19 protein-coding genes and 1 pseudogene are annotated in these 24,610 nt (G+C 72.1%); 10 read left to right on the forward strand and 10 right to left on the reverse strand.

Annotated elements, in window-relative coordinates; translation table 11 throughout:
• Positions 1-76 precede the first annotated feature (76 nt).
• The 4 genes and pseudogenes from ACIRGB_RS18805 to ACIRGB_RS18820 all read right to left on the reverse strand — a co-directional run bounded on the left by ACIRGB_RS18805 (position 77) and on the right by ACIRGB_RS18820 (position 3,638).
• Positions 77-856, reverse strand: coding sequence for an HAD-IIA family hydrolase (locus ACIRGB_RS18805; RefSeq protein WP_403865820.1), 780 nt, complete (start codon positions 854-856; stop codon positions 77-79).
• Between the two features lie 108 nt (positions 857-964).
• Entirely contained in the window at positions 965-2,020 is a 1,056-nt protein-coding gene (locus tag ACIRGB_RS18810; RefSeq protein ID WP_403865823.1) for a 2-aminoethylphosphonate ABC transporter substrate-binding protein, read from the reverse strand.
• 55 nt (positions 2,021-2,075) lie between these two features.
• Positions 2,076-2,306 (reverse strand): annotated as a pseudogene (locus tag ACIRGB_RS18815) (ABC transporter permease); the annotation flags it as partial.
• A 120-nt stretch (positions 2,307-2,426) separates the two neighbouring features.
• Complete coding sequence (locus ACIRGB_RS18820; protein WP_403865826.1) at positions 2,427-3,638, reverse strand: ROK family protein; 1,212 nt, start codon at positions 3,636-3,638, stop codon at positions 2,427-2,429.
• Between the two features lie 56 nt (positions 3,639-3,694).
• On the opposite strand from ACIRGB_RS18820, the gene ACIRGB_RS18825 reads away from it, so the two are divergent.
• The 3 genes from ACIRGB_RS18825 (at position 3,695) to ACIRGB_RS18835 (ending at position 6,230) form a co-directional block, all read left to right on the forward strand.
• Positions 3,695-4,777, forward strand: a complete 1,083-nt coding sequence (locus tag ACIRGB_RS18825) for a Gfo/Idh/MocA family oxidoreductase (protein WP_403865829.1) — start codon at positions 3,695-3,697, stop codon at positions 4,775-4,777.
• On the forward strand, positions 4,774-5,250 hold the full coding sequence (locus tag ACIRGB_RS18830) for a heme-degrading domain-containing protein (protein ID WP_403865832.1): 477 nt from the start codon (positions 4,774-4,776) through the stop codon (positions 5,248-5,250). The genes ACIRGB_RS18825 and ACIRGB_RS18830 overlap by 4 nt, the downstream gene beginning before the upstream one ends.
• 107 nt (positions 5,251-5,357) lie before the next feature.
• Positions 5,358-6,230, forward strand: coding sequence for an LLM class F420-dependent oxidoreductase (locus tag ACIRGB_RS18835; RefSeq protein WP_403865835.1), 873 nt, complete (start codon positions 5,358-5,360; stop codon positions 6,228-6,230).
• Between the two features lie 134 nt (positions 6,231-6,364).
• Here ACIRGB_RS18835 and ACIRGB_RS18840 read toward each other — a convergent pair whose 3' ends face one another.
• From ACIRGB_RS18840 to ACIRGB_RS18855, 4 genes are all read right to left on the reverse strand, one after another.
• Positions 6,365-7,222, reverse strand: coding sequence for a fumarylacetoacetate hydrolase family protein (locus ACIRGB_RS18840; protein WP_403865838.1), 858 nt, complete (start codon positions 7,220-7,222; stop codon positions 6,365-6,367).
• A gap of 176 nt (positions 7,223-7,398) precedes the next feature.
• Positions 7,399-8,112 carry a YidC/Oxa1 family membrane protein insertase gene (locus ACIRGB_RS18845; RefSeq protein WP_403865841.1) on the reverse strand — a complete coding sequence of 238 codons (714 nt, stop codon included), beginning with the start codon at positions 8,110-8,112 and terminating at the stop codon, positions 7,399-7,401.
• Between the two features lie 119 nt (positions 8,113-8,231).
• Positions 8,232-8,594, reverse strand: a complete 363-nt coding sequence (locus tag ACIRGB_RS18850) for a DUF6412 domain-containing protein (RefSeq protein WP_403865844.1) — start codon at positions 8,592-8,594, stop codon at positions 8,232-8,234.
• A 36-nt stretch (positions 8,595-8,630) separates the two neighbouring features.
• Positions 8,631-9,179, reverse strand: coding sequence for a winged helix-turn-helix transcriptional regulator (locus ACIRGB_RS18855; RefSeq protein ID WP_403865847.1), 549 nt, complete (start codon positions 9,177-9,179; stop codon positions 8,631-8,633).
• Between the two features lie 165 nt (positions 9,180-9,344).
• Here ACIRGB_RS18855 and ACIRGB_RS18860 point away from each other — a divergent pair, with 165 nt between their 5' ends.
• Entirely contained in the window at positions 9,345-10,760 is a 1,416-nt protein-coding gene (locus ACIRGB_RS18860) for an MFS transporter (RefSeq protein WP_403865850.1), read from the forward strand.
• Between the two features lie 110 nt (positions 10,761-10,870).
• On the forward strand, positions 10,871-11,905 hold the full coding sequence (locus ACIRGB_RS18865; RefSeq protein ID WP_403865852.1) for an SEC-C domain-containing protein: 1,035 nt from the start codon (positions 10,871-10,873) through the stop codon (positions 11,903-11,905).
• A 159-nt stretch (positions 11,906-12,064) separates the two neighbouring features.
• On the opposite strand, the gene arr is transcribed toward ACIRGB_RS18865, so the two are convergent.
• On the reverse strand, positions 12,065-12,475 hold the full coding sequence (gene arr, locus ACIRGB_RS18870) for an NAD(+)--rifampin ADP-ribosyltransferase (RefSeq protein WP_403865855.1): 411 nt from the start codon (positions 12,473-12,475) through the stop codon (positions 12,065-12,067).
• 156 nt (positions 12,476-12,631) lie between these two features.
• On the opposite strand from arr, the gene ACIRGB_RS18875 reads away from it, so the two are divergent.
• Positions 12,632-15,781 (forward strand): DUF3427 domain-containing protein, encoded by a 3,150-nt coding sequence (locus tag ACIRGB_RS18875; RefSeq protein ID WP_403865858.1) that lies wholly within the window; start codon positions 12,632-12,634, stop codon positions 15,779-15,781.
• Positions 15,782-16,198: 417 nt separating this feature from the next.
• Here the strand turns inward: ACIRGB_RS18875 and ACIRGB_RS18880 are convergent, their stop codons facing one another.
• Positions 16,199-17,476: a hypothetical protein gene (locus ACIRGB_RS18880; protein ID WP_403865860.1), complete on the reverse strand. Its 1,278-nt coding sequence runs from the start codon at positions 17,474-17,476 to the stop codon at positions 16,199-16,201.
• Positions 17,477-17,662: 186 nt separating this feature from the next.
• Between ACIRGB_RS18880 and ACIRGB_RS18885 the strand changes: the two genes are divergently transcribed.
• From ACIRGB_RS18885 to ACIRGB_RS18900, 4 genes are all read left to right on the forward strand, one after another.
• Positions 17,663-18,226: a GNAT family N-acetyltransferase gene (locus tag ACIRGB_RS18885; protein WP_403865862.1), complete on the forward strand. Its 564-nt coding sequence runs from the start codon at positions 17,663-17,665 to the stop codon at positions 18,224-18,226.
• A 201-nt stretch (positions 18,227-18,427) separates the two neighbouring features.
• On the forward strand, positions 18,428-19,693 hold the full coding sequence (locus tag ACIRGB_RS18890; protein WP_403865865.1) for a serine hydrolase domain-containing protein: 1,266 nt from the start codon (positions 18,428-18,430) through the stop codon (positions 19,691-19,693).
• A gap of 186 nt (positions 19,694-19,879) precedes the next feature.
• Positions 19,880-22,528 (forward strand): hypothetical protein, encoded by a 2,649-nt coding sequence (locus ACIRGB_RS18895; RefSeq protein ID WP_403865868.1) that lies wholly within the window; start codon positions 19,880-19,882, stop codon positions 22,526-22,528.
• A 513-nt stretch (positions 22,529-23,041) separates the two neighbouring features.
• Positions 23,042-24,610, forward strand: a complete 1,569-nt coding sequence (locus ACIRGB_RS18900; RefSeq protein ID WP_403865871.1) for an ATP-binding protein — start codon at positions 23,042-23,044, stop codon at positions 24,608-24,610.

The raw sequence follows: 24,610 nt of genomic DNA on the forward strand, positions 1-24,610 counted from the left end.
CCCCGCCCGGCCCGTCACCGCATCCTGCGCGGGGGCGGGGCTGCTCCGATCGGGTCACGCGGAGCGCATCCGCGTTTCAGACCCGTTCCACGAGGTCCGCGATGGAGTCGAGGACCTGGGACGGGCGGTACGGGAAGTTCTCGACCTGCTCGGGCCGGGTGAGGCCGGTGAGGACCAGGAAGGTCTGCATCCCGGCCTCGATGCCGGCCAGCACGTCGGTGTCCATGCGGTCGCCGATCATCGCGCTGGTCTCGGAGTGGGCGCCGATCGCGTTGAGCCCGGTGCGCATCATCAGCGGGTTGGGCTTGCCGGCGAAGTACGGCTGCTTGCCGGTCGCCTTGGTGATCAGGGCGGCCACCGCGCCGGTCGCCGGGAGCGGTCCCTCGGCGGAGGGGCCGGTCTCGTCGGGGTTGGTGCAGATGAAGCGGGCGCCCGCGTTGATCAGGCGTACCGCCTTCGTCATGGCCTCGAAGGAGTAGGTGCGGGTCTCGCCGAGGACCACGTAGTCGGGTTCGTGGTCGGTGAGGATGTAGCCGATGTCGTGCAGCGCCGTGGTCAGCCCGGCCTCGCCGATGACGTACGCCGAGCCGCCGGGCCGCTGGTCGTCCAGGAACTTGGCGGTGGCCAGCGCCGAGGTCCAGATGGACTCGATCGGCACCTCCAGGCCCATGCGGCGCAGCCGGGCGTGCAGGTCGCGCGGGGTGTAGATCGAGTTGTTGGTGAGGACCAGGAAGGGCTTGCCGGATTCGCGGAGCCTCTTGATGAAGGCGTCGGCGCCGGGGATCGGCACGCCTTCGTGGATGAGGACCCCGTCCATGTCGGTGAGCCACGACTCGATGGGCTTGCGGTCTGCCATGTGCTCGGTCTCCTGCCTGGGCGGTCCTGCGTGCGCCTCAGCCTAAACAGTGCCGGATCTTGAGGGAACGCTCGTCTCAGCTCCCGGTCGGCTCGGCACCCGCTCTCCTCAGCTGCCCGTCGCCTCCTTCCAGGCGTCGATGTAGGAGGTGAGGTTCTCCTCGATGTCCTTCCAGTCGGGCTCGAAGACCTCCACGCCGTCCATCAGCCGGGTGAGGGCGCGGGCGTTGGCGTCGGTGGCCTCGACGTCCTGGCGGGCCGCGAAGCCGCCGCCGATCTCGCTGACCTGCCGCTGCGCCTTCCGGCCCAGCAGGTAGTCGAGGAGCTTCCTGCCGTTGTCGGTGTGCGGGGCGTCGGTGACCAGGCCGGCCGCGTAGGGCAGGGCGAAGGTGGTGGGCTTTCCGCCCTCGCGGGCCGGGAACCAGATGCCGAGGTTCGGCATGGACTTGGACTGGGCGTAGTTCATCTGGACGTCCCCGTTGGCGACGAGCAGTTCGCCCTTGTCCACCTTGGGGGCGAGCTTGCCGGTGGAGGCGGCCGGGCCGACGTTGTTGGCCTGGAGCTTCTTCAGGTACTCCATGGCGGGCTGCTCGCCGCCGAAGTCGTGCATGGCCTTGATGAGGACGGCGGTGCCGTCGCCGGCGACGCCGGGGGTGGAGTACTGGATCTTGTTCTCGTATGTGACGTCGAGCAGGTCCTCCCAGGTGGTGGGGGCCTGCTTCAGCGCCTTGGTGTGGTGGACGAAGCCGAAGTAGTTGTTGACGACGGCGGTCCAGGTGCCCGTCGCGGACTTGTCGGCGCCGCTGACCCGGTCGGCGCCCTTGGGGGCGTACTTCTGGAGCAGGCCCTTGGTGTCGGCCTGCTGGATGAAGGGCGGGAGGGTGACGAGGACGTCGGCCTGCGGGTTGCGCTTCTCGCGGAGGGTGCGCTGCACCATCTCGCCGGAGCCGCCCTCGACGTATTCGACCTCGATGCCGGTCTCCTTCTCGAAGTCCTTGAAGACCTGGTCGTACCAGCCGTCGCCGTTCTCGCCCTTGAGGCCGTCGGCGCTGTAGACGGTGACGACGTTCTCGTCGGAGGCGGCGGAGGTGCCGGAGCAGGCGGTGAGCGGGACGGCGAGGACGGTGAGGGCGGCGGCGAGCGGCTTGCGGGCGTTCCTGGGCATGGCGACGTGAACTCCTTGCGGGGTCGGGGCGGGGGTGGCTTCGGCGGATACCGGGTCAGCGGTACGAGGCTCTGGTGCGGAGCCGGGAGACGGCGAGCAGCACCAGCAGGGTGGCCGTCATGAGGACCACGGCGACGGCGGAGCCGGTGAACAGGGCACCGCGGTCGGTGGCCGCGTAGATCAGGACGGGCAGCGGGGTCCAGTCGGGCGGGTAGAGCATCATCGTGGCGCTCAGCTCGCCCATGGACAGGGCGAAGCAGAGGCGCCCCGGGGCGGCCACTCGGGACCGGGTGCCGGGTTCCGGCTCAGCGGGGTTCCGCGAACTTACCGCCGTCGTGACCGCCCTCATGCCGGGCGCGAGCATCGAGCACCGCGCCGCCCACACCGTGAAGGGCGCCCCCGGCGTTCAGCTGCCGTCCCCCCGCCCGAACAGCGGGGCCAGCAGCAGTTGGGCCGCACCCTCCGCGACCCCGCGCGGCCCGCCCGGCGCGAGCCGTACGGGTACGGCGTCGTCGTGACCGCCCTCGCGCCGGGCGCGGGCGTCGAGGACCGCGCCGACGCCGTGGACGAAGGCCTCGGGCGCGGCGGCGACGGTACGGCCGCCCAGCAGCACCAGGTCGATGTCCAGCAGCCCGGCGAGGTTGGCGGCGCCCGTGCCGAGCACTCTCGCCGCCTCCGCGAGGTCCCCGCGGGCGACGGCGGCGAGGCACAGGGCCTCTATGCAGCCCCGGGCGCCGCAGGTGCAGGGCGGCCCGTCGAGCTGGACGACCTGGTGCCCGAACTCCCCGGCACCGGTCCTGGCACCCCGGTGCACGCCGCCGCCGAAGACGAGACCGGCGCCGAGTCCGGTGCCGAGGTGCAGGTACGCGAAAGACCCGTCCCCGGCCCCGTCCTCCCCGCCGACCGCCAGGCCGAGCGCCGCCGCGTTGGTGTCCTTGTCGACGACGACTGGCACGCCCAGCCGCCGCTCCAGCGCGTCCCGCAGCGGGTAGCCGTCCCACTCCGGGAAGCCGGTGACCCGGTGCAGCACCCCACGGACGTGGTCCAACGGCCCCGGAAGGGCGACGCCGAGCCCGAGGAGAGTGGGAACGGCCGCGAGAACACCGCCCGGCGACCGAACGCCCCCCGCGTCGGCCGCGCCCAGCCACTCCGTCGTGAGTTCCTCCGCCGTCCGTGCCACCTCCTCCAGTACGGTCTCCGCGCCCGCGCCCAGGTCCAGTGGGGCGCGTCGTTCCCCGATCACGGTGCCGTCGAGGTCGACCAGCACCGCGCGCAGCTCGTCGCGGTCCAGGTGGACGCCGAGGGCGTGGCCCGCCCCGGGTACCAGGCGCAGCACCGTGCGCGGCTTGCCGCCGGTGGACGCGCGGCGTCCGGCCTCGACGGCCAGGCCCTCGCCCCGGAGCCGGGCGGTGATCTTGCTGACCGCCTGCGGGGTGAGCCCGGTGCGCTCGGCGAGTTCCAGCCGGCTGATGCCCTCGGCGCCGGCGGTACGCAGCAGGTCGAGCACCAGGGCGGTGTTGTGGCTGCGCGGGGCGCGCAGGTTCGCGCCGCCGCCCACGCCCGTACCCGTACCCCCGCCTGCGCCGATCCCCGTACCTCCGCCGTTGCTCCTGTTCACGCCCCCATTGTCCCCGGCGCTTGCACTTTGGCAACACCGTTGCGAAAGTAGGACGCATGACTGGTACTCCTCCCGGCAATCCCCCTCTGCGCGTCGGCCTCGTCGGCTACGGCCTCGCGGGTTCCGTCTTCCACGCCCCGCTGATCGCCGCCACCGAGGGCCTGGCCCTGGACACGGTCGTCACCTCGAACCCGGAGCGGCAGCAGCAGGCCCGCGCCGAGTTCCCGGACGTGCGTACCGTCGCCACCCCCGACGAGCTGTTCGACCGGGCCAGCGAGCTGGACCTGGTCGTCGTCGCCTCCCCGAACAAGACGCACGTACCGCTCGCCACGCGGGCCCTGGAGGCCGGTCTGCCGGTCGTGGTCGACAAGCCGGTGGCGGGCACGGCCGCCGAGGCCCGCGCGCTGGCGGCGCTGGCCGAGGAGCGCGGTCTGCTGCTCTCCGTCTTCCAGAACCGCCGCTGGGACAACGACTTCCTGACCCTGCGCAAGTTGCTCGCTGAGGACGCGCTGGGCGACGTATGGCGCTTCGAGTCCCGCTTCGAGCGCTGGCGGCCGAAGCCGAAGGGCGGCTGGCGCGAGTCCGGCGACCCTGCGGAGATCGGCGGCCTCCTGTACGACCTCGGCAGCCACGTCGTCGACCAGGCCCTGGTCCTGTTCGGCCCGGTCACGCAGGTGTACGCGGAGTCCGTGGTCCGGCGGGCGGGCGCCGAGGCGGACGACGACACGTTCCTCGCGCTCACGCACGCGAACGGCGTCCGCTCCCACCTCTACGTCTCCTCCACCGCCGCCCAGCTCGGCCCCCGTTTCCGGGTGCTCGGCGCGAAGGCGGGCTACGTCAAGCACGGCCTCGACCCGCAGGAGGCGGCGCTGCGCGAGGGCAAGCGGCCGGGCCCCGGCTGGGGCGAGGAGGACGAGTCGCTGTGGGGCCGCGTCGGCGCCGGGGACTCCCCGCTGACCGGCGGCGGGCAGGTGGCGGCGACCGTCGCGGGCGACTACCCCGCGTACTACGCGGCCGTGGCCAACGCCCTGCGCGAGGGCGGCCCGAACCCGGTGGACGCGCTGGAGGCGGCCGCCGCCCTGGACGTACTGGAGGCGGCCCGCCGATCCGCCCGCGACGGAGTGGTGGTGTCCCTGTGAGCACGGCTCCGACGACACCCACCGTGGCGGAGCTGGAGGAGCAGGAACGCCGCCTGGTCTTCCGCCGGTTCACCCACGACGACGCGTGGGCCCTGGGCTCCCTGCTGGTCGAGCTGGCCCGGGAGCGCGAGGCCCCGGTCGCCATCGACATCCACCGCGCCGGACAGCAGCTCTTCCACGCCGCGCTGCCCGGCTCGACCCCCGACAACGACGCCTGGATCGCCCGCAAGCGCCGGGTCGTGGAGCGGTACGGCTCGGCGTCGTACCTGGTCGGCTCGCGTTTCCGGGCCAAGGGCACGACCTTCGAGGAGTCCTCGCGGCTCGACCCCGACACCTACGCGGCGCACGGCGGCTCCTTCCCCCTCACCGTCGCGGACGTCGGCGTCGTCGGCGCGGTGACGGTCTCCGGGCTGCCGCAGGTGGAGGACCACGGGCTGGTCGTCGAGGCGCTGGAGCGGTTCCTCGGCGAGTAGCCCGACCGGCCCCGGACAGGCGTGGTCGGGGAATCAGCGGTGGGTACCCGTGGTTGTCTGGCAGACACGCAGGATGATCACGGTGCCCACCGGAGGGATCGCAAGCGATGAACGAGGCGACGGTTTCCCTGAAGGAATCGGTCGGACGGTACGGCGTCTGGAGCGGCGGGTTTCGCTCCGATGACCCGGAGGGCGCGGCCGAACGCGCCGAGGCAGCAGCCGAGTTGGAACGGCTCGGCTTCGGCGCCCTGTGGCTCGGCGGCAACACCGCCGCCCGGCACGCCGCGCCGCTGATCGGGGCGACCGAGCGGATCGTGGTCGGCACCAGCATCCAGAGCATCTGGGAACACAAGCCGTCCGAGGCGGCGGCGAGCTTCGCCGAGCTGGAGGTCTCCCACCCGGGCCGCTTCGTGCTCGGCCTCGGGGTGAGCCATGCCCCGATGGCGCAGGGGTACCGCCGCCCGTACTCGACGATGGTCGGCTACCTGGACGAGCTGGACCGGGCCGGGATGCCTTCCGGCCACCGGGTGCTGGCCGCGCTCGGCCCGAAGATGCTGGACCTGTCCCGGGACCGGGCGGCGGGCGCCATCCCGTACCTGGTCACGCCCGAGCACACCGCGCAGGCCCGCGAGCGGCTCGGCGAGGGCGCGCTGCTGGCCCCGGAGTTCAAGGTCGTCCTCGACTCCGACCCGTCCCGCGCCCGCGCGACGGCCCGCGCCTATCTGGCGATGTACCTGAAGCTGCCGAACTACACGAAGAACTTCCTCAACCTCGGCTTCACCGACGCCGACGTCGCCGGCGGCGGCAGCGACCGCCTCATCGACGCCGTCTTCGCCTGGGGCGACGAGGCCACGGTCCGCGCCCGCATCGACGCCTTCCTCGACGCGGGCGCCGACCATGTCGCCCTCCAGCTGGTGGAGGACGACATGACCCGCCTGCCGAGGGAGGGCTGGCGCAGGCTCGCTTCCCTGCTGACGTGAGAGAACGCGCCCCGAAGGGGCGCGCGGGGCTGTGACATGAGCGGTTCCGCCACGTGGCGCGACCGGCCGCAGTCGGCCCGCGGCCGACTGCGAACCGCACTCCCCGGCGCCCCTCCCCCACTCCGGCGGAGCGCCTACGCGTTCTTCAGCTCCTGCCGCTGCCGCCCCAGCCCCTCGACCTCCAGCTCGACCACGTCCCCGGCCCGCAGGTACGGCTTCGGCTCGGGCTGCCCCATCGCCACCCCCGCCGGCGTCCCGGTGTTGATCACGTCACCGGGCCGCAGCACCATGAACTGACTGACGTACCGCACGACCTCCCCCACGGGGAAGATCTGCTGGGCGGTCGTCCCGTCCTGCTTCAGCTCGCCGTTCACCCACAGCCGCAGCGGCAGCCGCTGCGGATCGGGGACCTCGTCGGCGGTCACCAGCCACGGGCCCAGCGGGTTGAACGTCTCGCAGTTCTTGCCCTTGTCCCAGGTCCCCCCGCGCTCGATCTGGAACTCACGCTCGGACACGTCGTGCGCGACCGCGTACCCCGCGACACACGCGAGCCCCTCCTGGGCCGACTCCAGGTAGCGGGCGGTGCGTCCGATGACGACCGCCAGCTCCACCTCCCAGTCGGTCTTGGTGGAACCGCGCGGCACGAGCACCGTGTCGTGCGGGCCGACCACCGTGTCCGGCGCCTTGAAGAAGACGACCGGCTCGGCGGGCGGCTCGGCCCCGGTCTCGCGGGCGTGGTCGTGGTAGTTCAGCCCGATGCACACGATCTTGCCGATGCGTCCCACCGGCGGCCCGACGCGCAGCCCGGTGCCGTCCAGGGCGGGCAGCTCACCGGCCGCGGCGGCGGACCGTATCCGGTCGAGCGCGCTCTCGTCGGCGAGCAGGTCGCCGTCGATGTCCGCCACGACGCCCGACAGGTCCCGCAGGGTTCCGTCGGCGTCGAGCAGCGCGGGCCGCTCCGACCCCGCCGTACCGACTCGCAACAGCTTCATGATCCCCAACTCCTCGATCGCGGGCAGCCCGCCCGACGATGCGCGACCTGGGTGCGGCAGCGACGCGACAGCCATCGGAGGACTGGTCGATCCTCCAAGGCCCGGTTCCACTCCGCAATACCCCGTTCACGTACTGGACCGTAGCCGCGCGGCGCCCCGACCCGCCCCGCCCGCGCTCAGCGGTAGAGCACGGCCCGCTCGACGGCGCTCCACGTCGTACTGGTGACCACGTACAGCGCGGCGGCCAGCGGCACCACGGCCACGGTGACGAGGGTGAAGAAGGACAGGAACGGCATGACCCGGGTGATCGCGCCGACGCCCGGCACCGCCTCCCCGTCACCGGCGGGCAGCACCGGCCGGTCGGCCATCGTCCGCCTGGTGAGCCGGTAGCTGAAGGTGGCGACCCCGGCGACGACCGCGAACAGCGCCACGTACACGAGCCCGGCGCCGCCGGTGAGCCCGCCGTCCCCGAACGCGTCGGCCCACCGCCCGCCGAGTGGGGCGGCCAGCAGCCGGTGGGAGAGGAGCTCGTTGGCCTCGCCGCCGATCGTCGAGCTGGAGAAGAGGTGGTCGAGCAGGAAGAACGCGGGGATCTGGCAGAGGCTGGGCAGGCAGCCCGACAGCGGGGAGACCTTCTCCTCGGTGTGCAGTTCCAGCACGGCCCGCTGGAGCTTCTCGGGGTTCTTCGCGTGCTTGCGGCGCAGTTCGGCGATCCGCGGCTGGAGTGCGGTGCGCGCCTTCTGCCCGCGGGCGGCGGCCCGGGAGAGCGGGTGGACCAGGAGCCGTACGAGCGCGGTGAACAGGACGATGGCGGCGGCCGCGGCGGAGGCGCCGAACAGGGGCTGGAGCAGGTCGGCGAGGTGCTCGACCATGTTGGCGAAAACGGACATGGGTGGGTGAACCCTCCGGGGGTCTCGTCGTACCGGTGACGGTGACGCCGGTGAGGCCGGCGCATGGCGGCATGACGACACGACCCGCGCGGGGATGTGCCCTGGTGGAAGGGGGTGCCCTACGCGGCGGTCGCCGGGAGGGCGCGCCCGGGCGCTCGGGGCCTGCGGCGGCCGGGCGCGTCGGGATCACGTTGGGGCAGGAAGGCCGTCCGCAGGTCCCGGTCCCTGATGGCCGTCCGCACCCGGGTGGGTGGCACGGCGGGCGCGCAGCGTGCGGCGATGACGGCGCACACGGCGAGCGCGGAACCGACCGCGGCGGTCGCGGCGAGCGCGACGGTGGCGGAGAGGCTGCCGACGTCGACGAGCGCGACGGGCAGCAGGACCAGCAGCAGGACGAGGAGGGGGCGGAGGAGACCGACCGGGCGGAGCACCGGGGCGGCGGTCGGGCCGTTCCGGCCGTTCCGGCTGTTCGTCGGCGGCATCGGCAACTCCTCCTCCCGCGCGCGTGCTTGTCCCCGTTATACAGGACGACGTGGTGCGGGACCCTGCTCGGTCTCGATCGGCCGGAGCAGCCTCCGGGGACCGAGCAGCGCCCGGCTGACCGGGTCCGCCGGGTCGGGGTCGAGCCCGGGCCCCGGCCGCATGTCGATGTCGCGCACGGCGACGAGGCTCCCGCAGGCGGGGCAGGACCCGTGGGGACTGAGTTCGGTGCCGCAGTCGGCGTGCCAGAAGGTGCGCATCGGCTCGCCGCCGAGCTGCTCGCGCCCCCAGATGCCGAGCGCCCGCAGGGCGGGCCACAGGGCGATGCCGCGCTCGGTGAGGACGTACTCGTCCCGGGGCGGCGACTCCTGGTACCTGCGCTTCTCCAGGATGCCCTCGGCGGTGAGCGCCTGGAGGCGGTTGGCCAGGACGGCGCGCGGGATGCCGAGGTGGACGAGGAAGTCGTTGTACCGCCGGACGCCGTAGAGCGCGTCGCGGATCACCAGCAGTGTCCAGCGCTCGCCGACGACCTCCAGCGCGCGGGCGATCGAGCACTCCTGCGTCGCGTAGTCCTTGCCCAGTGCCATGCCGTCCACTGTAGCCACTTTCCGCCATGAGGTTCAGTCATCGAACCGATGGTGCTAGGTTGGCTCGCCTCAGGTCAGTTCATTGACCGAACTCACTAGCTGGACCCACCTCCACCCACTAGCTGGACCACCCTCCGTCGAGCCATCGAGAGCGGACCTCCCCTCATGAGCGACACCGGCACGGACTTCCCCACCGCCCCGGCACCCGCGACACCCGCGGCAGCCGCGCCACCCGCGGAACGGGCCTCGCCGCCCCCGCACCCCGGCCGCACCCTCGCCCTGACCAGCGCCGCGACCGCCGTGGCCCTGATGGCGTTCACCGCGCCGATGGTCACGCTCCCCGAGACCGCCGCCGACCTGCACACCCCGCTGTCCGCCCAGGCCTGGCTGCTGAACGGCACCCCGCTCGGCCTGGCCGCCCTGCTCCTGGTGGCCGGCAGCCTGGCCGACGACTACGGGCGCCGCCGGCTCTTCGTCTCCGGCACGCTGGCCCTCGGCGTCACCACCGTCCTCGGCGCCTTCGCGTCCACGACCTGGCTGTTCACGCTGGCCCGCATCGCACAGGGCGCGGCGAGCGCGGCGCTGCTGGCCAGCAGCCTCGGCCTGCTCGTCCACGCCTTCCCGACCCCGGCCGGGCGGTTGCGCGCGACCGGCGTGTGGGGCGCCTTCGTGAGCGGCGGGATAGCCGTGGGCCCCGTCCTCGTCGGGGCGCTACCCGACTGGCGGGTGGCGCACGGCGTCCTCGGCGCCGCCGCGCTGGTGGTGGCGGGGCTCGGCGCGCGGGCCCTGTCGGAGTCGCGCTCACCGCGGCCCGGCCGGCCGGACCTCGCCGGGGCGCTGACGTTCGGACCGGCGCTGGTCGCGCTCGTGGCGGCGCTGACGCTGGGTCGGGACGGGTGGCTGCGGGCGCCGGTGGGCCTGCTGCTGGCGGCGGCCGTACTCCTCGGCGCCCTGTTCGTCGTACGGGAGCGCCGCGCGGCCGCCCCGATGATCGACCTGGCGCTGCTGCGCCGCCCGCTCTTCCTGGCGTCCTCCGCGGGCGGGCTGTTCACGGGCCTGTCGGTGATCGGCTTCTTCAGTTTCCTGCCGACGGTGCTGCAACGGGCGCTCGGCCTGTCCCCGATGGACACGGCGCTGCTCTCCCTGCTCTGGGCCGGTCTCGCCTTCGCGGTGGCCCTCCAGGCCCGCCGCATCGCCCACCGCGTCTCCGCGCGCCACCAGTTGACCGTCGGTTTCGCCCTGCACGCGGTGGGCGTCCTGACCATGCTCGGCGCGGTCGGCGCGGGCTCCTGGGCGCGGCTGCTGCCCGGCCTGGCGCTGGCGGGCGTCGGCAGCGGCCTGCTGAACGCCGCGCTGCCGCTGCTCGCGGTGGAGTCGGTACCGGCGGCCCGCGCGGCGATGGGCTCGGGCGCGCAGCAGACGTTCCGCTACATCGGTTCGTGCGCCGGGGTCGCCCTGACGGTCGCCATCGCGACGTCGGCGGGGAGCCCGGGGGCGGGCACGGACGTGGCGCTGTGGGTGTCGGCGGGGCTGGCCGTGGTGGCGGCGGCGCTGGTGGGAACGCTGCGGGAACGGCACTGAGCGGGCCGACACCACCCGGGCCTTCTCCGGCCCCGCTCCCCGGCCTCCGGCCGGGCGGCGCCCCCCGGGGAGGCTGACCCTTGTCACCTCACGGCAGTACGGTGTCCCCCATGCGCCCCGACACGCCCGCCGAGAACGTCGACCACGCCGCCGAGGCGGCCCGCCTGGAACGGACCGCCGGCCTCTACCCGGAGGACGCCGAGGCCCTGCTCCTGCGCGCCGCCGCCCACCGGGAACTGTCCGGCGACCGCCCGGCCGCGACCACGCTCTACGACCGCCTGCTGTCCTCCGAGACCTCCGCTCCGCTGGACAACCCGTCCCTGGTCCGCGCCCTGAAGGCGTCGAACCTCTGGGAGTACGACCACGAGGCGGAGGCCAGGGCGATCATCGACGGCGTGCGTGCGGCGTCGCCGCGCGACCCGGCCCCCTGGGTGATCGTGGCCGAGGCCCTGGAGTCGCACGACGAGCTGGAGGCGGCGCACGAGACGTTCACGGAGGGCGCCCGCCTGCTCCTGGCGGACGCGGCGGAGCCCCCGTACTCCACGCACCCGCTCCTCTACGGCCGCCACCGCGTCCGCAGGATGCTGGGCCTGGCCCACGACGAGTGGGACACCCTGGCCGACACCCTGCACTCGATGCCCATCTCCCTGGACGAGCTGCACGACCCGAAGCGCGTCTGGTCCCTGGGCTCGGACAACCCGGCGGACCTGGAGGCGGAGATCTCCCGCCTGCGCGCCGAGCTGGGCGCCTACCGCGAGGCCCTGTCCCGCCCGTTCCCGGTGGCCATGCTCCACTGGCCGGCCGACGAACTGACGGAACTGACGGAGGCGTACCCCTCCCTGTCCTCCGAGTACCCCTCGTACGACGACCACCTGGCGTCGATAGAGGCGGCCCTGCGCGAACTGGCCTCGTCGGGCACCCCGAACCTGGGCGTGGTCCCGGGCACGGTCCCGTCCTACGAGGCCTTCGCGGCGTCGGAGGGCGCGTCCCCGGCCGACCCGACGCTGCTCCCGCAGTACGCGACGACCCTGGCGGCCCGGGGCCTCGCGGTGGCCTGGCCGCCGCAACGCGGGGCGGCGTGCTGGTGCGGGTCGGGACGCACGTACGGGGAGTGCCACGGGGAGGACGTCACCGGGAACCGATGAGACACGGCGCCGCCGGGCGCCCACCACGGCCGGCGACGGCTTCTCCTCCATCACCCTGACCCGCGCCCTGAACGCCAAGCACCCTGCTGCTGGACGGGTTGACGGGGTTTCTGGAGGGGGCGGGGCGAAGGGCTGACCGCCTGACCGCTCCCGCTCGCGTCAGTTGATGATCTCGGCGCGCCCCTCCAGAACCATGGCGGCCAGCCGCTCTCGCCACATCTGGAGAGCTTCGGGAGTCTGCCGCGCCCAGTCGGTGACCTCACCGACGACCCGCAGCGGCTCCTTGCTGCGGTAGGAGCGGGTGGGATTCCCGGGGAACTTCTTGTCGGTGACGTTCGGGTCGTTCTCGAACTCCCCGGTCGGCTCGACGACATACACGCGCGGTTCCCCGTCACCGGCGGCAAGCTCGGCGGCGAGGCCCGCGCCGTCGCGCAACGCGGTGAAGTAGATGTGGTTCATAAGGACCTCGGGCCGGTAGTTCGAAGGAAAACCCGCGGTGAGGTGATCTCCGACCCGCAGATCGGCCTTCGTGCCGTGAAAGAAGGGTCCCTCGTCCAGTACCTCGTCCATCGCGGCAGGGTACCAACCACGCTGCCGCGACCACGGGCCGTTCACGATGCTCCCGACGCCGATGATCGGACTGAATACCGCCGGTCACTCCGCCTCGGTGTCAGTGGCTCCTGCTACAACTGCCTCCACATCGACGTGGTGCTGAAAGGGGTCGGGGTGGAGCAGCCGGGGAGTCCGGAGGGGCCGGTCGCGGGGGTCTACGAACAGTTGGTGACGGATCGCGTGCGCGGTGATCTGGATCGGCTGGAGACCGCGGGCTGGAAGGCCGTCGAGGCCGAGGTCGGTGCAGAATCGTCACCCCACGTGCTGGCCCGCCACATCGGCGACATAGTGGCCCGCCATCTCAACCAACTCAGGCCCGAAGACCGAGTTCCCTTCGCAAATCGCGTTCTTGAGTCCCTGGCGGCCGACGTCGGTGAGCAGAGCGGTGCGGAGCCCGTCAGCACCATCGTCGAAGGGCCCCGCCAGTTGCTGGCGCTGGCAGAGCAGGAGGCGCCGGGCGCCTATGCGATCCGCCCGCTCACGCCCCTCTCCGAAACATCCCTTCTCACCAACTCGCCTGAAGACCTCAACCTGGGCGCGGAGCTGCGGGCCGAGTTGGCCACAGCGGATCGCATCGACCTGCTCTGCGCATTCGTGAAGTGGTACGGCATCCGCGTGCTGGAGGACTCGCTCCTCGCGGCGAAGGAGCGGGGCATCCCGATCCGGATCATCACCACGACCTACATGGGGGCCACGGACCGCCGCGCGCTCGACCGGCTCGTGCGCGAATTCGGCGCCACCGTGAAGGTGAATTACGAGACCCGATCGACGCGGCTGCACGCCAAGGCATGGCTCTTCCGGCGCAGGACGGGATTCGACACGGCGTACGTCGGCAGCTCGAATCTCTCCCGTGCCGCGCTGCTCGACGGCCTTGAGTGGAACGTACGCCTGTCGTCGGTGGCCACACCGGCGGTGATAGACAAGTTCGAGGCCACCTTCGACGCCTACTGGAACGACGTGGCGTTCGAGACGTACGACCCCGATCGCGACGATGAGCGTCTCGACGCGGCGCTGGCCCAGGCGGGTGGCACGGCGTCGCCCACCACATTCCAGATCAATCTGTCCGGTCTCGAAGTGCGCCCTTTCCCGCACCAGCGGGACATGCTGGAGCGACTGAGCGCTGAGCGTGAAATCCGGGGACGGCACCGCAACCTGTTGGTCGCAGCCACCGGCACCGGGAAGACCGTGATGGCGGCGCTCGACTACCGCGAGCTGAGCCAGCAGGGGACCTCCGGTCGACCCAGGCTGCTGTTCGTGGCGCATCGCAAGGAGATCCTCAAGCAGTCCTTGCGTACGTACCGTGAGGTGCTGGCCGACGCCTCGTTCGGCGAGTTGCTGCATGGCGGCGCCGACCCGCAGGAGTGGAACCACGTCTTCGCCAGCGTCCAATCGCTCAACGTCCAGAGGCTGGAGCAACTGGCGCCGGATCACTTCGACGTCATCGTCATCGACGAGTTCCACCACGCCACGGCCAGCACGTACCGACGGGTGATCGAGCACTTCACACCGAAGGAGTTGCTGGGGCTCACCGCCACACCCGAGCGGATGGACGGGCTCAACGTCCAGGACGAGTTCTTCGATGGCCGTATCGCCGCCGAGATGCGGCTTTGGGAGGCCCTGGAGAACGACCTGCTGTCTCCCTTCCACTACTTCGGCATCCCGGACGGGACCGACCTCACCAACCTCACCTGGCAGAAGGGTTCGTACGCCGATCAGGAGCTGGGGAATCTCCTGACGGGCAACGACGCGCGAGCGCGCATCATCGTCAAGCAGATCCAGGCGAAGATCTCCGACCCCGGTGGGATGCGCGCGCTCGGCTTCTGCGTCACGAAGGCACACGCCCACTTCATGGCCGACTACTTCCGCAAGGCCGGATTCCAGGCCGCTGCCCTCGACAGCGACTCGTCGGCGGAGGTACGCGCCCGAGCACTGTCCGACCTTCAAGCCGGCGAGCTCCAGGTCATCTTTTCGGTGGACCTGTTCAACGAGGGGCTCGACATCCCTGACGTGGACACCCTCCTTCTGCTGCGGCCCACCAACAGCGCCACCGTCTTCCTCCAGCAACTGGGGCGAGGATTGCGGCGCACGGAGACGAAGCCGGTGCTCACGGTCCTCGACTTCATCGGACAGCACCGAGCGGAGTTCCGTTTCGAGGAGCAGTTCCGGGCCATGACCAACCTGTCGCGCAATCGGTTGGTCGAGCACATCGAGCGGGGCTTTCCCCAATTGCCGTCCGGCTGCCAGATCATCCTGGAGGGCAAGGCGAAGAAGCTGGTCCTCGACAACATCAGGACCCAGTTGGCCGCCACGGTGAAGACCCTGGTGAAGGAGGTCAAGGAGTACAGCACTCCGCTCCTCGCCGACTACCTCCGCGAAAGCCGCCGGGAGATCAAGGAGCTGTACAAGAGCAGCAACTCCTGGACCCTCGTACTGCGCCGTGCCGGTCTGGCCATCGAACCGGCTCCGCCGGGCGAGGAGGAGCTGCTCAAGCGGGTCCACGCTTTCCTGCACGTGGACGATCCCGAACGCGCTCGGGCTTACCTGAGCCTCTTGGCAGATGACGCCCCGCCCTACGAGGAGCTCGACCAGGCCGGTCAGGCTTACGCCCGCATGCTGTTCTTCAACCTGTGGGACAACGCGGGCGGGTTCACCAGCTATACGGAGGGCCTCGCGGCACTACGCCCACAGCGAGCTCTGAGGGACGAACTCCGGCAGGTGCTGTCGTACGTCATCGACCGATCCGACCATGTCCCGATCCCGCTGTCCGATGGCCTGGGCACCCTGCCGCTGAAGGTGCACAGCGCGTACAACCGGTCGGAGATATTGGCCGCCCTCGGCATCGCCCGGTTCGGTGGACGGATGCCGAGATCCTTTGCCCAGGGCGTGCAGTGGGCGGAGGAGTTCCAGACGGACGCGCTGCTGATCACGCTTGAGAAGGACGAGAAGGACTTCTCACCCACCGTCCGGTACAAGGACTACGCGATCAGCCCGAACCTCTTCCACTGGGAGTCGCAGAACGCGACTTCCCCCGATTCCGCCACGGGCAGGCGCTACCAGCAGCACGCCGATCGCGGCACCCACGTCCTGTTGTTCGTGCGCCGCTACGCGAACACGGACACGGGTAAGCCCCAGCCGTGGATGCTCCTGGGACCGGCAACCTACGTGGAGCACACCGGAAGCAAGCCGATGGCGATCACCTGGCACCTCGATCACCCGATCCCGGCCGATGTGTGGTCCTACTCGGCGGCGATCCAGGCGAGTTGATGCATTTACGTCGGCCCATGGTGATGGCGTTGATCGCGGCCTCCGCCGCCGTAGCCGCCGCCAACCGGCTCCGATCGATCGACTCCGGCGTGGGCCCCGAACCGCTGTACAGGCTCAGTACGTCCGCGGCTCTCGCCAGCCGCGGCCTCGGCATGTGCCGCCGTTCGGCTCGGGTCGCGTCCATGCGGAACTCGCACCAGGTCACCTTGCGATCACCCGAGAGTTCCACGCCCCATCGGTCACTCACGGCGTCGACCAGCGTCATCCCCCGGCCCGCCTCCGCATCGAGACTCGCGCACGTGAGCGTCGGGAGGGCGCCGGCTCACGCGTTGCTGCGTCACAGCGGCTCGCACCGCGGGTGGACGGCGACGGACGACGGCCGCCGCATCCACGACTCCCCCAGCCCCGTGCGGGCCGTCAGACTCCGGTCAGGTTGAACGTGCCCGTGCCGTCCTGCCTGCCGGTGGAGTACTGGCGTAGGAACTCCCCGTCGGCGTACCGGTCGTAGCCGATCATGGAACCGGTGTACTTGTTCTGCACGCCGATCTTCGAGCTGCCGGGTACGTCGCGGTAGATGTAGAACCGCTGGAGGTCGTCCTCCGCGCAGGAGGCCGTCATCAGGACCGCTCGGTCGGTGGCCGCGTTCCCCGGGGTGATGGTCGCGCACCCGCCGTTGCCCCAGTTCCACAGGGATGCCTCAAGGACCCCGTCCTGCTCCGTCACGTTGCACAGGCGCCAGTTGTCCAGGTGGGCGCTGAAGATGGTCGAGGGCCGCAGCCGGACACCGTCGTCCGCCAGGAGCGGCGCACCCCAGGACAGGGGCTTGCCGGGTACGGCGATCTTGTACGCCTCGGCCGAGCAGTCGAGGGCGGCGCGCGCACGGTTCCCGGTAGCCCCGGGCTGTTCGGTCACGGTGTCACCGGTGGCAGCCGGGTCGGCGGCGAGGCGGGCCTGCTTCTGCTGCGCCGTCGGCGCCACCGCACCCGCCCGGTGGTCTGTCGACGCGGTGGCGGAGCCGCAGTCGAGGAGGGCTTGTGCCTTGGCCATGATGCTGTCGGCGGGCACGCTGTCCTGGCAGCGCACCGCGCCTTCCTCAAGGGTGGTGAAGGTGGTGAAGCTGCCGCTGCCGGGCCCCTCGGTCCACTCCAGCGCCCAGCTTCCGTTGTCCTGTTGGGCGCGGTTGCAGTTGAGGCTTCCGTACGTGCCGGTGACCTTCTTGGTGCCCTTGTAGAAGCCGTAGTAGCCCGGCTGGGTCAAGTTCCAGGTGACCGAGTTCGACTCCTTGCTGGTGGAGGTGTATTCGAGCTTCACATCCAGACCGACGGCCGCCTTGACGTTGCTGAGCGCCTCGACCGCGAAACTGGTCTCGATCGTGTCGTTGAGGCCGACGGAGACCGCGATGACCGTCGTGGTGTCGGTACTGACGGTCTGCTGGCCGGTGGTGCCCTCGGTGACGTACCAGCCCTTGAAGTGGGTGATCGTCGGCGACACTTCGGTGGTCTTGATGTACGGGTGCCGGGTGCCGAGGTCGGCCGCCGTACAGCTGTCGCCGGGCCGGGGCGCCGTCGCGCCGGAGGGTGCCGCGGCGGCCGGTGAGGCGGCGAGGCTCGTGGCGGTGACCGCCCACGCGGCCGCCGCGGCCGTCACCGCCACGAGTGATCTGGCCACGCGGCTGACGGGTCCTGTGGAACGCATCGTTTCCTGTCCCCCTGTGCGTATGTGTCCGGTCGGGGTGAATGTAGCGGCCAACCAGGGCGATGGCGTGAGGGCCTAACTAGCCACAAATGCCTACGGAGGGGCCTATTCCGCGCCCCTGGTGCGGCTGCTGCCGGGGCGAAATTCGCTGTCCCTCCCGCCCCACGGCGCCCCAGGATGACCCCCATGACTCTGACCACCCCCACCCTGCGGACCGAGCGCCTGCGGCTGCGCCCCTTCACCGACGCGGACGGTGACCGTCTCTTCGCGCTGCACAGCGACACCCACGTGATGCGCTACTGGGATTCCCCGCCGTGGACCGAGCGGGCTCGCGCCGGGCGGTTCGTGGAGATGTGCCGGACGATGGCGGACGAAGGCACCGGGGTGCGGGTGGCCGTCGATCGCGCCTCCGACGGCGCCTTCGTCGGGTGGGTCTGCCTGGTCGAATGGAACCCGGTCTACCGCAGCGCGTCGCTGGGCTACTGCCTCGACCCGGCGATGTGGGGCCACGGTTACGCGACGGAGGCCGCGCACGCCCTGCTGACGTGGGCCTTCGACACGCTGGACCTGAACCGGGTCCAGGCCGAGGCGGACACGCGCAACGCGGCCTCCGCCCGGGTGCTGGAGAAGCTCGGGTTCGTGCGCGAGGGGACGCTGCGGGAGGACTGCGTCGTGAACGGCGAGGTGTCCGACTCCTGGGTGTACGGGCTGATCAGGCGGGAGTGGCGGCCCTCGACCATGCCGGTGTGATCGCGCACGTCGTCGAGGACGGTGGGTTCAGGACGGCCGGGCGGTCCTCGGCCGTCACCGGGGGTTTTCCCCACCGCCGTTCCGGATGACCGCCCCATCGTGTCGGCCGGCGCCGCTCGGGCATCGTGAACCGCGACGACGGGCGGGCTCCCGAGTTCGTTCCGCAGCAGCGGTGTTGCCGCGACGACGAGGGGTGGACATGTGAACAGGCTCAAGCGTGCGCGGGGTTCGGCGGTCGCGCTGGCCGTGGTGGCCGGTGTGTGGGGAGGCACCCTGCCGGGGTACGCCGCGACCACGGCAACCACGGCCGACACCGGCACCGCCACCGCGCAGTCCGTAGCCACCTCGCCGTCGGCCCACACTCCCGACGCTGCCCGACTGCCCGCGATCATGCACCGGTTGACCACCGTAGACGGCGCCCCCGGCGCGCTCGTCGCGACGCGGAACCGCACCGGCAGCGCGGTGCTGACCAGCGGCGTCGCGGACATCCGCAGCCAGGCGCCGGTGCGCGGGGACAGCAGGTTCCGGATCGGCAGCATGACCAAGCCCTTCGTCGCCACGGTCGTGCTCCAGCTCGTGGGCAGGCACCGCGTCGATCTCGACGCCCCGGTGGAGCGCTACTTGCCCGGTGTCGTCCGCGGTCACGGAAACGACGGCCGGATGATCACGGTCCGTATGCTCCTCCAGCAGACCAGCGGCCTGCCCGACTACCTGGACTATCTCAACCCGCAGGACATCCTCGACGATCCGCTGGCCCACTACGAGACCGGCGACCTGGTGAACCTGGCGCTCGCCCACCCGCCGACCTTCGAGGAGCCCGGTGGGAAGCCGGGTTCCGAGTGGAACTACTCCAACACCAACTACCTGCTGGCGGGCATGCTCATCGAGAAGGTGACCGGACACGCGTACGGCGAGGAGATCGAGCGGCGGATCATCGAGCCGCTCGGCCTGGAGGACACGTCCTTGCCGGGCGATGCCACCTCGATCCCCGGGCCGCACCCCCGCGGGTACGCCCGCCCGGGCGAGGACGCGCCGCTCGTGGACATCACCGCGTTCAACCCCTCCGTCGCGGGCGCGTCCGGCGAGATGATCTCCAGCGGTGCCGACCTGAACCGCTTCCTGGACGCCCTCGTCCGCGGCAAGTTGCTGCGTCCCACCCAGCTCAGGGCGATGATGCAGACCCGGCCGACCGGCGGTGACGACGGCCGGGCCTACGGCCTGGGTCTGGAGAGCCGGCCGTTGCCCTGCGGCGGCCTCTCCTGGGGCCACGGCGGCGACACCTTCGGCTACCAGACCGCGGGCGGCGCCACGACCGACGGCAGGCAGGCGACGGTGATGGCGACCGTCGACCCGGGCGGGACGGACGCGCAGGACGACGACATGGAAGCCGCCGTACGGGCGGGGCTGTGCGACCTCCCCCGGGGACGTGCACCGGGCGGTGAGAAGGGAAGCCGGGGTACGAGCTGATCGGCCGTTGCTTTCCCGCGCGGCTCCTGGCGTTCCGGTACCGTCCGGGACCGTCCCGCGGGCTCACGTACACGTGGGCGACGCGTTCCGCACGTGTCCCTGAAGTGTTTCCCCGCCACACCCCTTCTGTTCGCCGTGCCTGGCTACCTTCGCGTGGCCCGGTCCGGCAGCAGGAGAGGTATGTCCATGAGCGCCCCTGTCCAGCGCACCTCCGAACGGCCTTCCGCGGCCGCCCTGGCAGTGGCCCGGCAGCGTCGGGAGGGAGCGAGGACCGGGAGTTCGTCCGGGTCCGGGACCTCGGCGGAGCAGGCGTTACTCGGGCTCCAGTCCAGCGCGGGGAACCAGGCGGCGGCCGCCACGGTGCAGCGCGTCAGGGGCAGGACGCTGGAGCGAGCCCCGGGGACCGACGCCGCCCGCCCCGGCTCGGCGCCCGGCGCCCGGCGCGTCCCCGCCGCTCCCACCCGGCGCGGCTCCGAGTCCGGCACCCACGGCATGGAAGCCGACCCCGCCCTCCGGGAACAGGCCACCGCCGCCAGGCGTGCCGCCCTCGCGGCCGGATTTCCCCCTTCGGGCCGCACCCGACGCGGCTCCGACACCGACGCCCGGCCCGGCCCCGCCGCTCCCACCCGACGCGGCTCCGAGTCCGGCACCCACGGCATGGAAGCCGACCCCACCCTCCGGGAACAGGCCACCACCGCCAGGCGCGCCGCCGAGGAGAAGGCGGCTGCCGAGGAAGCGGCAGAAGTACGACGTCGCGTGCGCGCGGGGGGCGAAGCGGCAGCGGCCACGGCACGGAACCGCAACACGGCGAGAAGGGCGGCCGGCGAAGCAGCGGCAAAGGGAGCGCGTCTCCTCGAAGAGGCTGAAGCAGCCGCGGCGGAGGCAGCGGAGACAGAGCGACGACGTCGTGCGGGGGCGGAAGCGGCGGCGGCCAAGGCACGAGAGCGCATCGCGGCAGCCGAAGCGGCAGCGGCGGAAGAAGACCGGCTGCGCCGCGCAGCAGAAGCAGCGGCAGCGGCAGCGGCAGCCGAAGCCGAAGCCGAGGCAGATCGGCGCCGCCGTCTCGCAGAAGAAGCCCGCCCGGCCGTCGTGGCGGGGACACACACCCCCGTCGAAGAGCAAGAAGCAGCACACACCACCGTCGAGGACGTCACGCCGACGCCCGAGGAACGCGCGGCCAGGGACGCGCGCCTCGCCGAACTCGCGGCCCGCTTCACCTCGTCGGGCCGCCCGCGACGCGGCTCGGACCTCGACGTTCGGCCCGCCCCCGCCGACCGCACCCGGCGCGGCTCCGACTCCGGCATCCGGTACGCGGAAGTCGGCACCGAACCTCGGGAACGCACCGGCACGACCAGGGACGACACGAGCACCACCGCCGGGGAGGCAGACCTTCCCGCCGAGGAGGAGGCACGCCGCTCCGAAGAACGCGCCGCCGCCGAGGCCCGCTCGGAGGTCAGAAGTGATCGCTTGAAGGCCGTCGCCGAGAACGCGGACCAAGGCAAGAAGCTCCTCGAGCCCACGGACGCCCTGGGCAAGGGCGTCCAGGCCCCCACCGCCGCCGGCCTCGGCCAGGAGGCCACCGAAATGCAGGCGGCCGCCCCGAAGAACGACACCGCGGCCGCCGCGGGTGCTTCCGCCCTGAAACACGACGCCTCCGCCGCCGGGGTCTCCGGCGCCTCGCTGAGCGCGGTCACGGAACTCCTCTCCTTCGGGGCCAGCGTCGCGGATTCGTTCAGGAACCTGAGGACGGCCCTGCGCAAGGGCAGCGGCGCCGGCTACCACAACGCGCACAAGAAGGGGAAGACCAAGGCGACCGACGCGGGCGTCAGTGTCTTCAGTACGGGCGCCAACGCCGGCACCATCGCCAAGGAGGCGGTCAAGCTCCAGGGCGTGGCGAGCACCGCGGCCTCCGCCGAGGCGAGCGGTGTGCTCAGCGGCGTCGCCGGGCTGGCGAAGAGCATGCGGGCCCTCTACAAGACCAAGGGGGCGGCCGAGAAGTACCGGGGCCTGAGGAGACTCAAGAACGAGAACGCCGGCCACTCCGCACTGCTGATCCGGCTGGCGACCGAGGCGAACACCGCCCAGCTGAACGCCGACACCGCGTACGCGGCCGTCGAGGCGGCGAGGAACAACCGCGAAGGCCGCACCGCGGAGGAGTGGGCGGCGGACATCAGGGCCGCCGGGGCCGACTACGAGGCGGCGTCCCTGGTCGCGGCCCGGGCCAAGGTCGCCCACCTCAGTGCCGTGCGGGACCTGGAGACCCTGAACAGCACCACGGACCTCGCGAAGCGGAAGCAGGTCACCAAGGTGGCCAAGGAGATGGGCGGCGGTGTGCTGGGCGAGGGCCTGAAGGGCGCGGGCGGCATCACCACCGTGGCCGTCGTCGCCACCGGAACCCTGGCGTCCAACCCGGCCGGCTGGATCCTGGCCGCGGTGGGGGCGGGCCTCGTCCTCGGCACCGCCGCCTACAAGGGAGGCCGGGCAGCCTACGGGCGCTTCCAAGAGGCCCACCACCCCGAGCGCTACACGCCGGAGGGCGAGGACATACCGGTGGCCCAGCCCACCTGGGAATCGCTGCAACACGCCATGAAGTTCTGGAAGAAGATCACGAGGTACAAGCGCCAGCTGGCGGCGCACAAGATCTACAGCATGGTCTCCAACCCCCACACCGATCCCGCCCTGCGCGACTCGGCCCTGCAACTGCTGGTACTGATCAAGGCCGGTCCCGACGACCACAAGCTGGAACGGGACGAGTGGGAGGCCAGGCTCATGAACCCGGCCGAGAAGGCCGACTGGATCAAGGAGATCACCGACCAACTCAGCTCCGGATCGTGACGCGACGAATCGTGACGCGACGGGGCGGGGCGCGGCGGGAGCCGGGGGCATGCGGTGCCGGCTCTCGAAGCCGCCACCGGGGCGACCGACCGGTCTTTATCAACGCACCGCTCGCCGGGCCAACTCCCTTTTCGGCCAAAGGGGTTCGGCCGTCATCCGCGCATTTTTCGCGTCAAACCCCCGGCGGTGCCGGGCCGTGCTCACGAGGCCGACACGACGCATGAGCACAACGTGAGCACAAGCGGTATGGTCCCTTTCCGTACGTCGAACGCCGGTCGCGGATACGGGAGTTCGAGGCGCCTCGGGACGCTCGGTCCCGTTCCGCTTCGAGTCCGCGTCATCGGCGCCCCCTGCTCGTACCGGCCCTCGCGTGTCCCTGGGAGATCCATGTCGTGCTCCTTCGCCGTCCTCCGCATCGCTGCCCGCTCCGCAGCACGGGGTGGCCGCGGGAGACACCGGTCCGCTCCGGCCCGCTGAGCGCCCGACCGACGGCTTCCCATCCGTGAGGACCTGATGACTGAACTGATAGTGACCGCCACCGCCGTGCTGGCGGTGGCCGGAGTCGGGGCCGCGTGGTACTTCCGGCGCAAGGGCGGGCAGGCCCGGCGCCGGGCCGAGCAGCTGCGCGAACACGCCGACCGGCTCACCCTGCAACTCGTCGCGGCCGAGCAGTGCGTGGGACACCTCGCGACCACCGTGATCCCGGCGGCGGCGCAGGCCGGGCCCGGCGGCGCGGGCCCCGAGGGCGCGCTGCTCGTCCCCGCGCAGCTCGACGGGACACCGCTCGCCGAGCGGCTGCGTGCCGTACCCGGCGCGGTGGCCGCGGCGGTGGGGGACGTACGGGCCCAGGAGCGGGCGGCCGCCGAACGGGCCGCGGCCCACGCCGCCGACCGGATACGGCAGGACACCGAGCGGCAGATCGCCCAGGTACGGCGCGAGTCCGTCGGCGTGGCCCGGGCCGCCGTGCGCGGCTTCGCCAACAACATCGTGGCCCGCTCGGCGCGGCTGGGCCGGGCCGTCAGCCAGGGTGTACGGCGGCACATCTCGGACGAGGCGTACGCGACGCTCGTGGAGATCGACCACCTCGCGCAGCAGATGCTGCTCACCGCGTCGGGGTACTCGGTGCTCGCCGGGGACAAGCTGTCCCGGCGCTGGCCCGCCACCACGTTGACCGACATCGTGCGCGCGGCCATGGGCCGGATCGAGGGGTACGAGCGGATCAAGCACCCCGAGATGGGCTCCGTGGTGGTCGAAGGGCGCGCCGTGGAGGCGGTCGTGCACGCCCTCGCCGTACTGCTGGACAACGCGCTGCGCTACTCGCCGCCCGCCGCCAGTGTCCACGTCTCGCTGGAGCAGGGGCACCACGCCTGCTTCCTGATCGTGGACGACGCCGGGCTGCGCATGGACGACGAGCGGCTGCTGTGGGCCAGTGACGTGATGTCGGGCGAACAGCGCGACGACATCACGCGTCTTGGCGCCCACCCCCAGACCGGGTTGCGGGTCGCGTCCCTGCTGGCGGAGAACTACGGCTTCCGCGTCGAACTGACCGCGCCCAACATCTACCAGGGGACCCGGGCCATGGTCGTCCTGCCGAAGAACCTGATCGTCGACCCCGGGACGGCCCAGCCGGCGCCGCAGGCGGCGTCCCGGCCCCTCGCGCCCCCGGCGCCCGCCGACCCGCCGCAGACCGCGCCCGCCGGTCCGCCGGAGGCCGCCCCCGTCCCCGCGCGTGCGGCGGCCCCCGCCGCCGAGCCCGTGCCCGAGCCCACCGCGGCGCACGCCGCCGCCACCCCCGCGACCGCCGCACCCGCGGCCGCCGCACCCGCGACCACCACCGCCAGCGGTCTGACCGTCCGCCGGCGCTCCACCGCGCCCACCCCCGCGCGGCGCCCCGCCGCCCCCGACGACACCGGGCCCGGCCGTCCCGCCGTCGCCGCCGCCTGGGCGGCCGGCACCCGCCGCGGCCGGGACGGGGAGCAGCCCTCGCCGGCCTCCGCCGACACCGCCCGCACCACCCCGCACACCACCCACTCCGCCGCCCGCACCACCCCCCACGACGCCGCTGACGACGAAGGACACTGA

Source organism: Streptomyces sp. NPDC102490 (assembly GCF_044765285.1).
Lineage (GTDB): Bacteria > Actinomycetota > Actinomycetes > Streptomycetales > Streptomycetaceae > Streptomyces.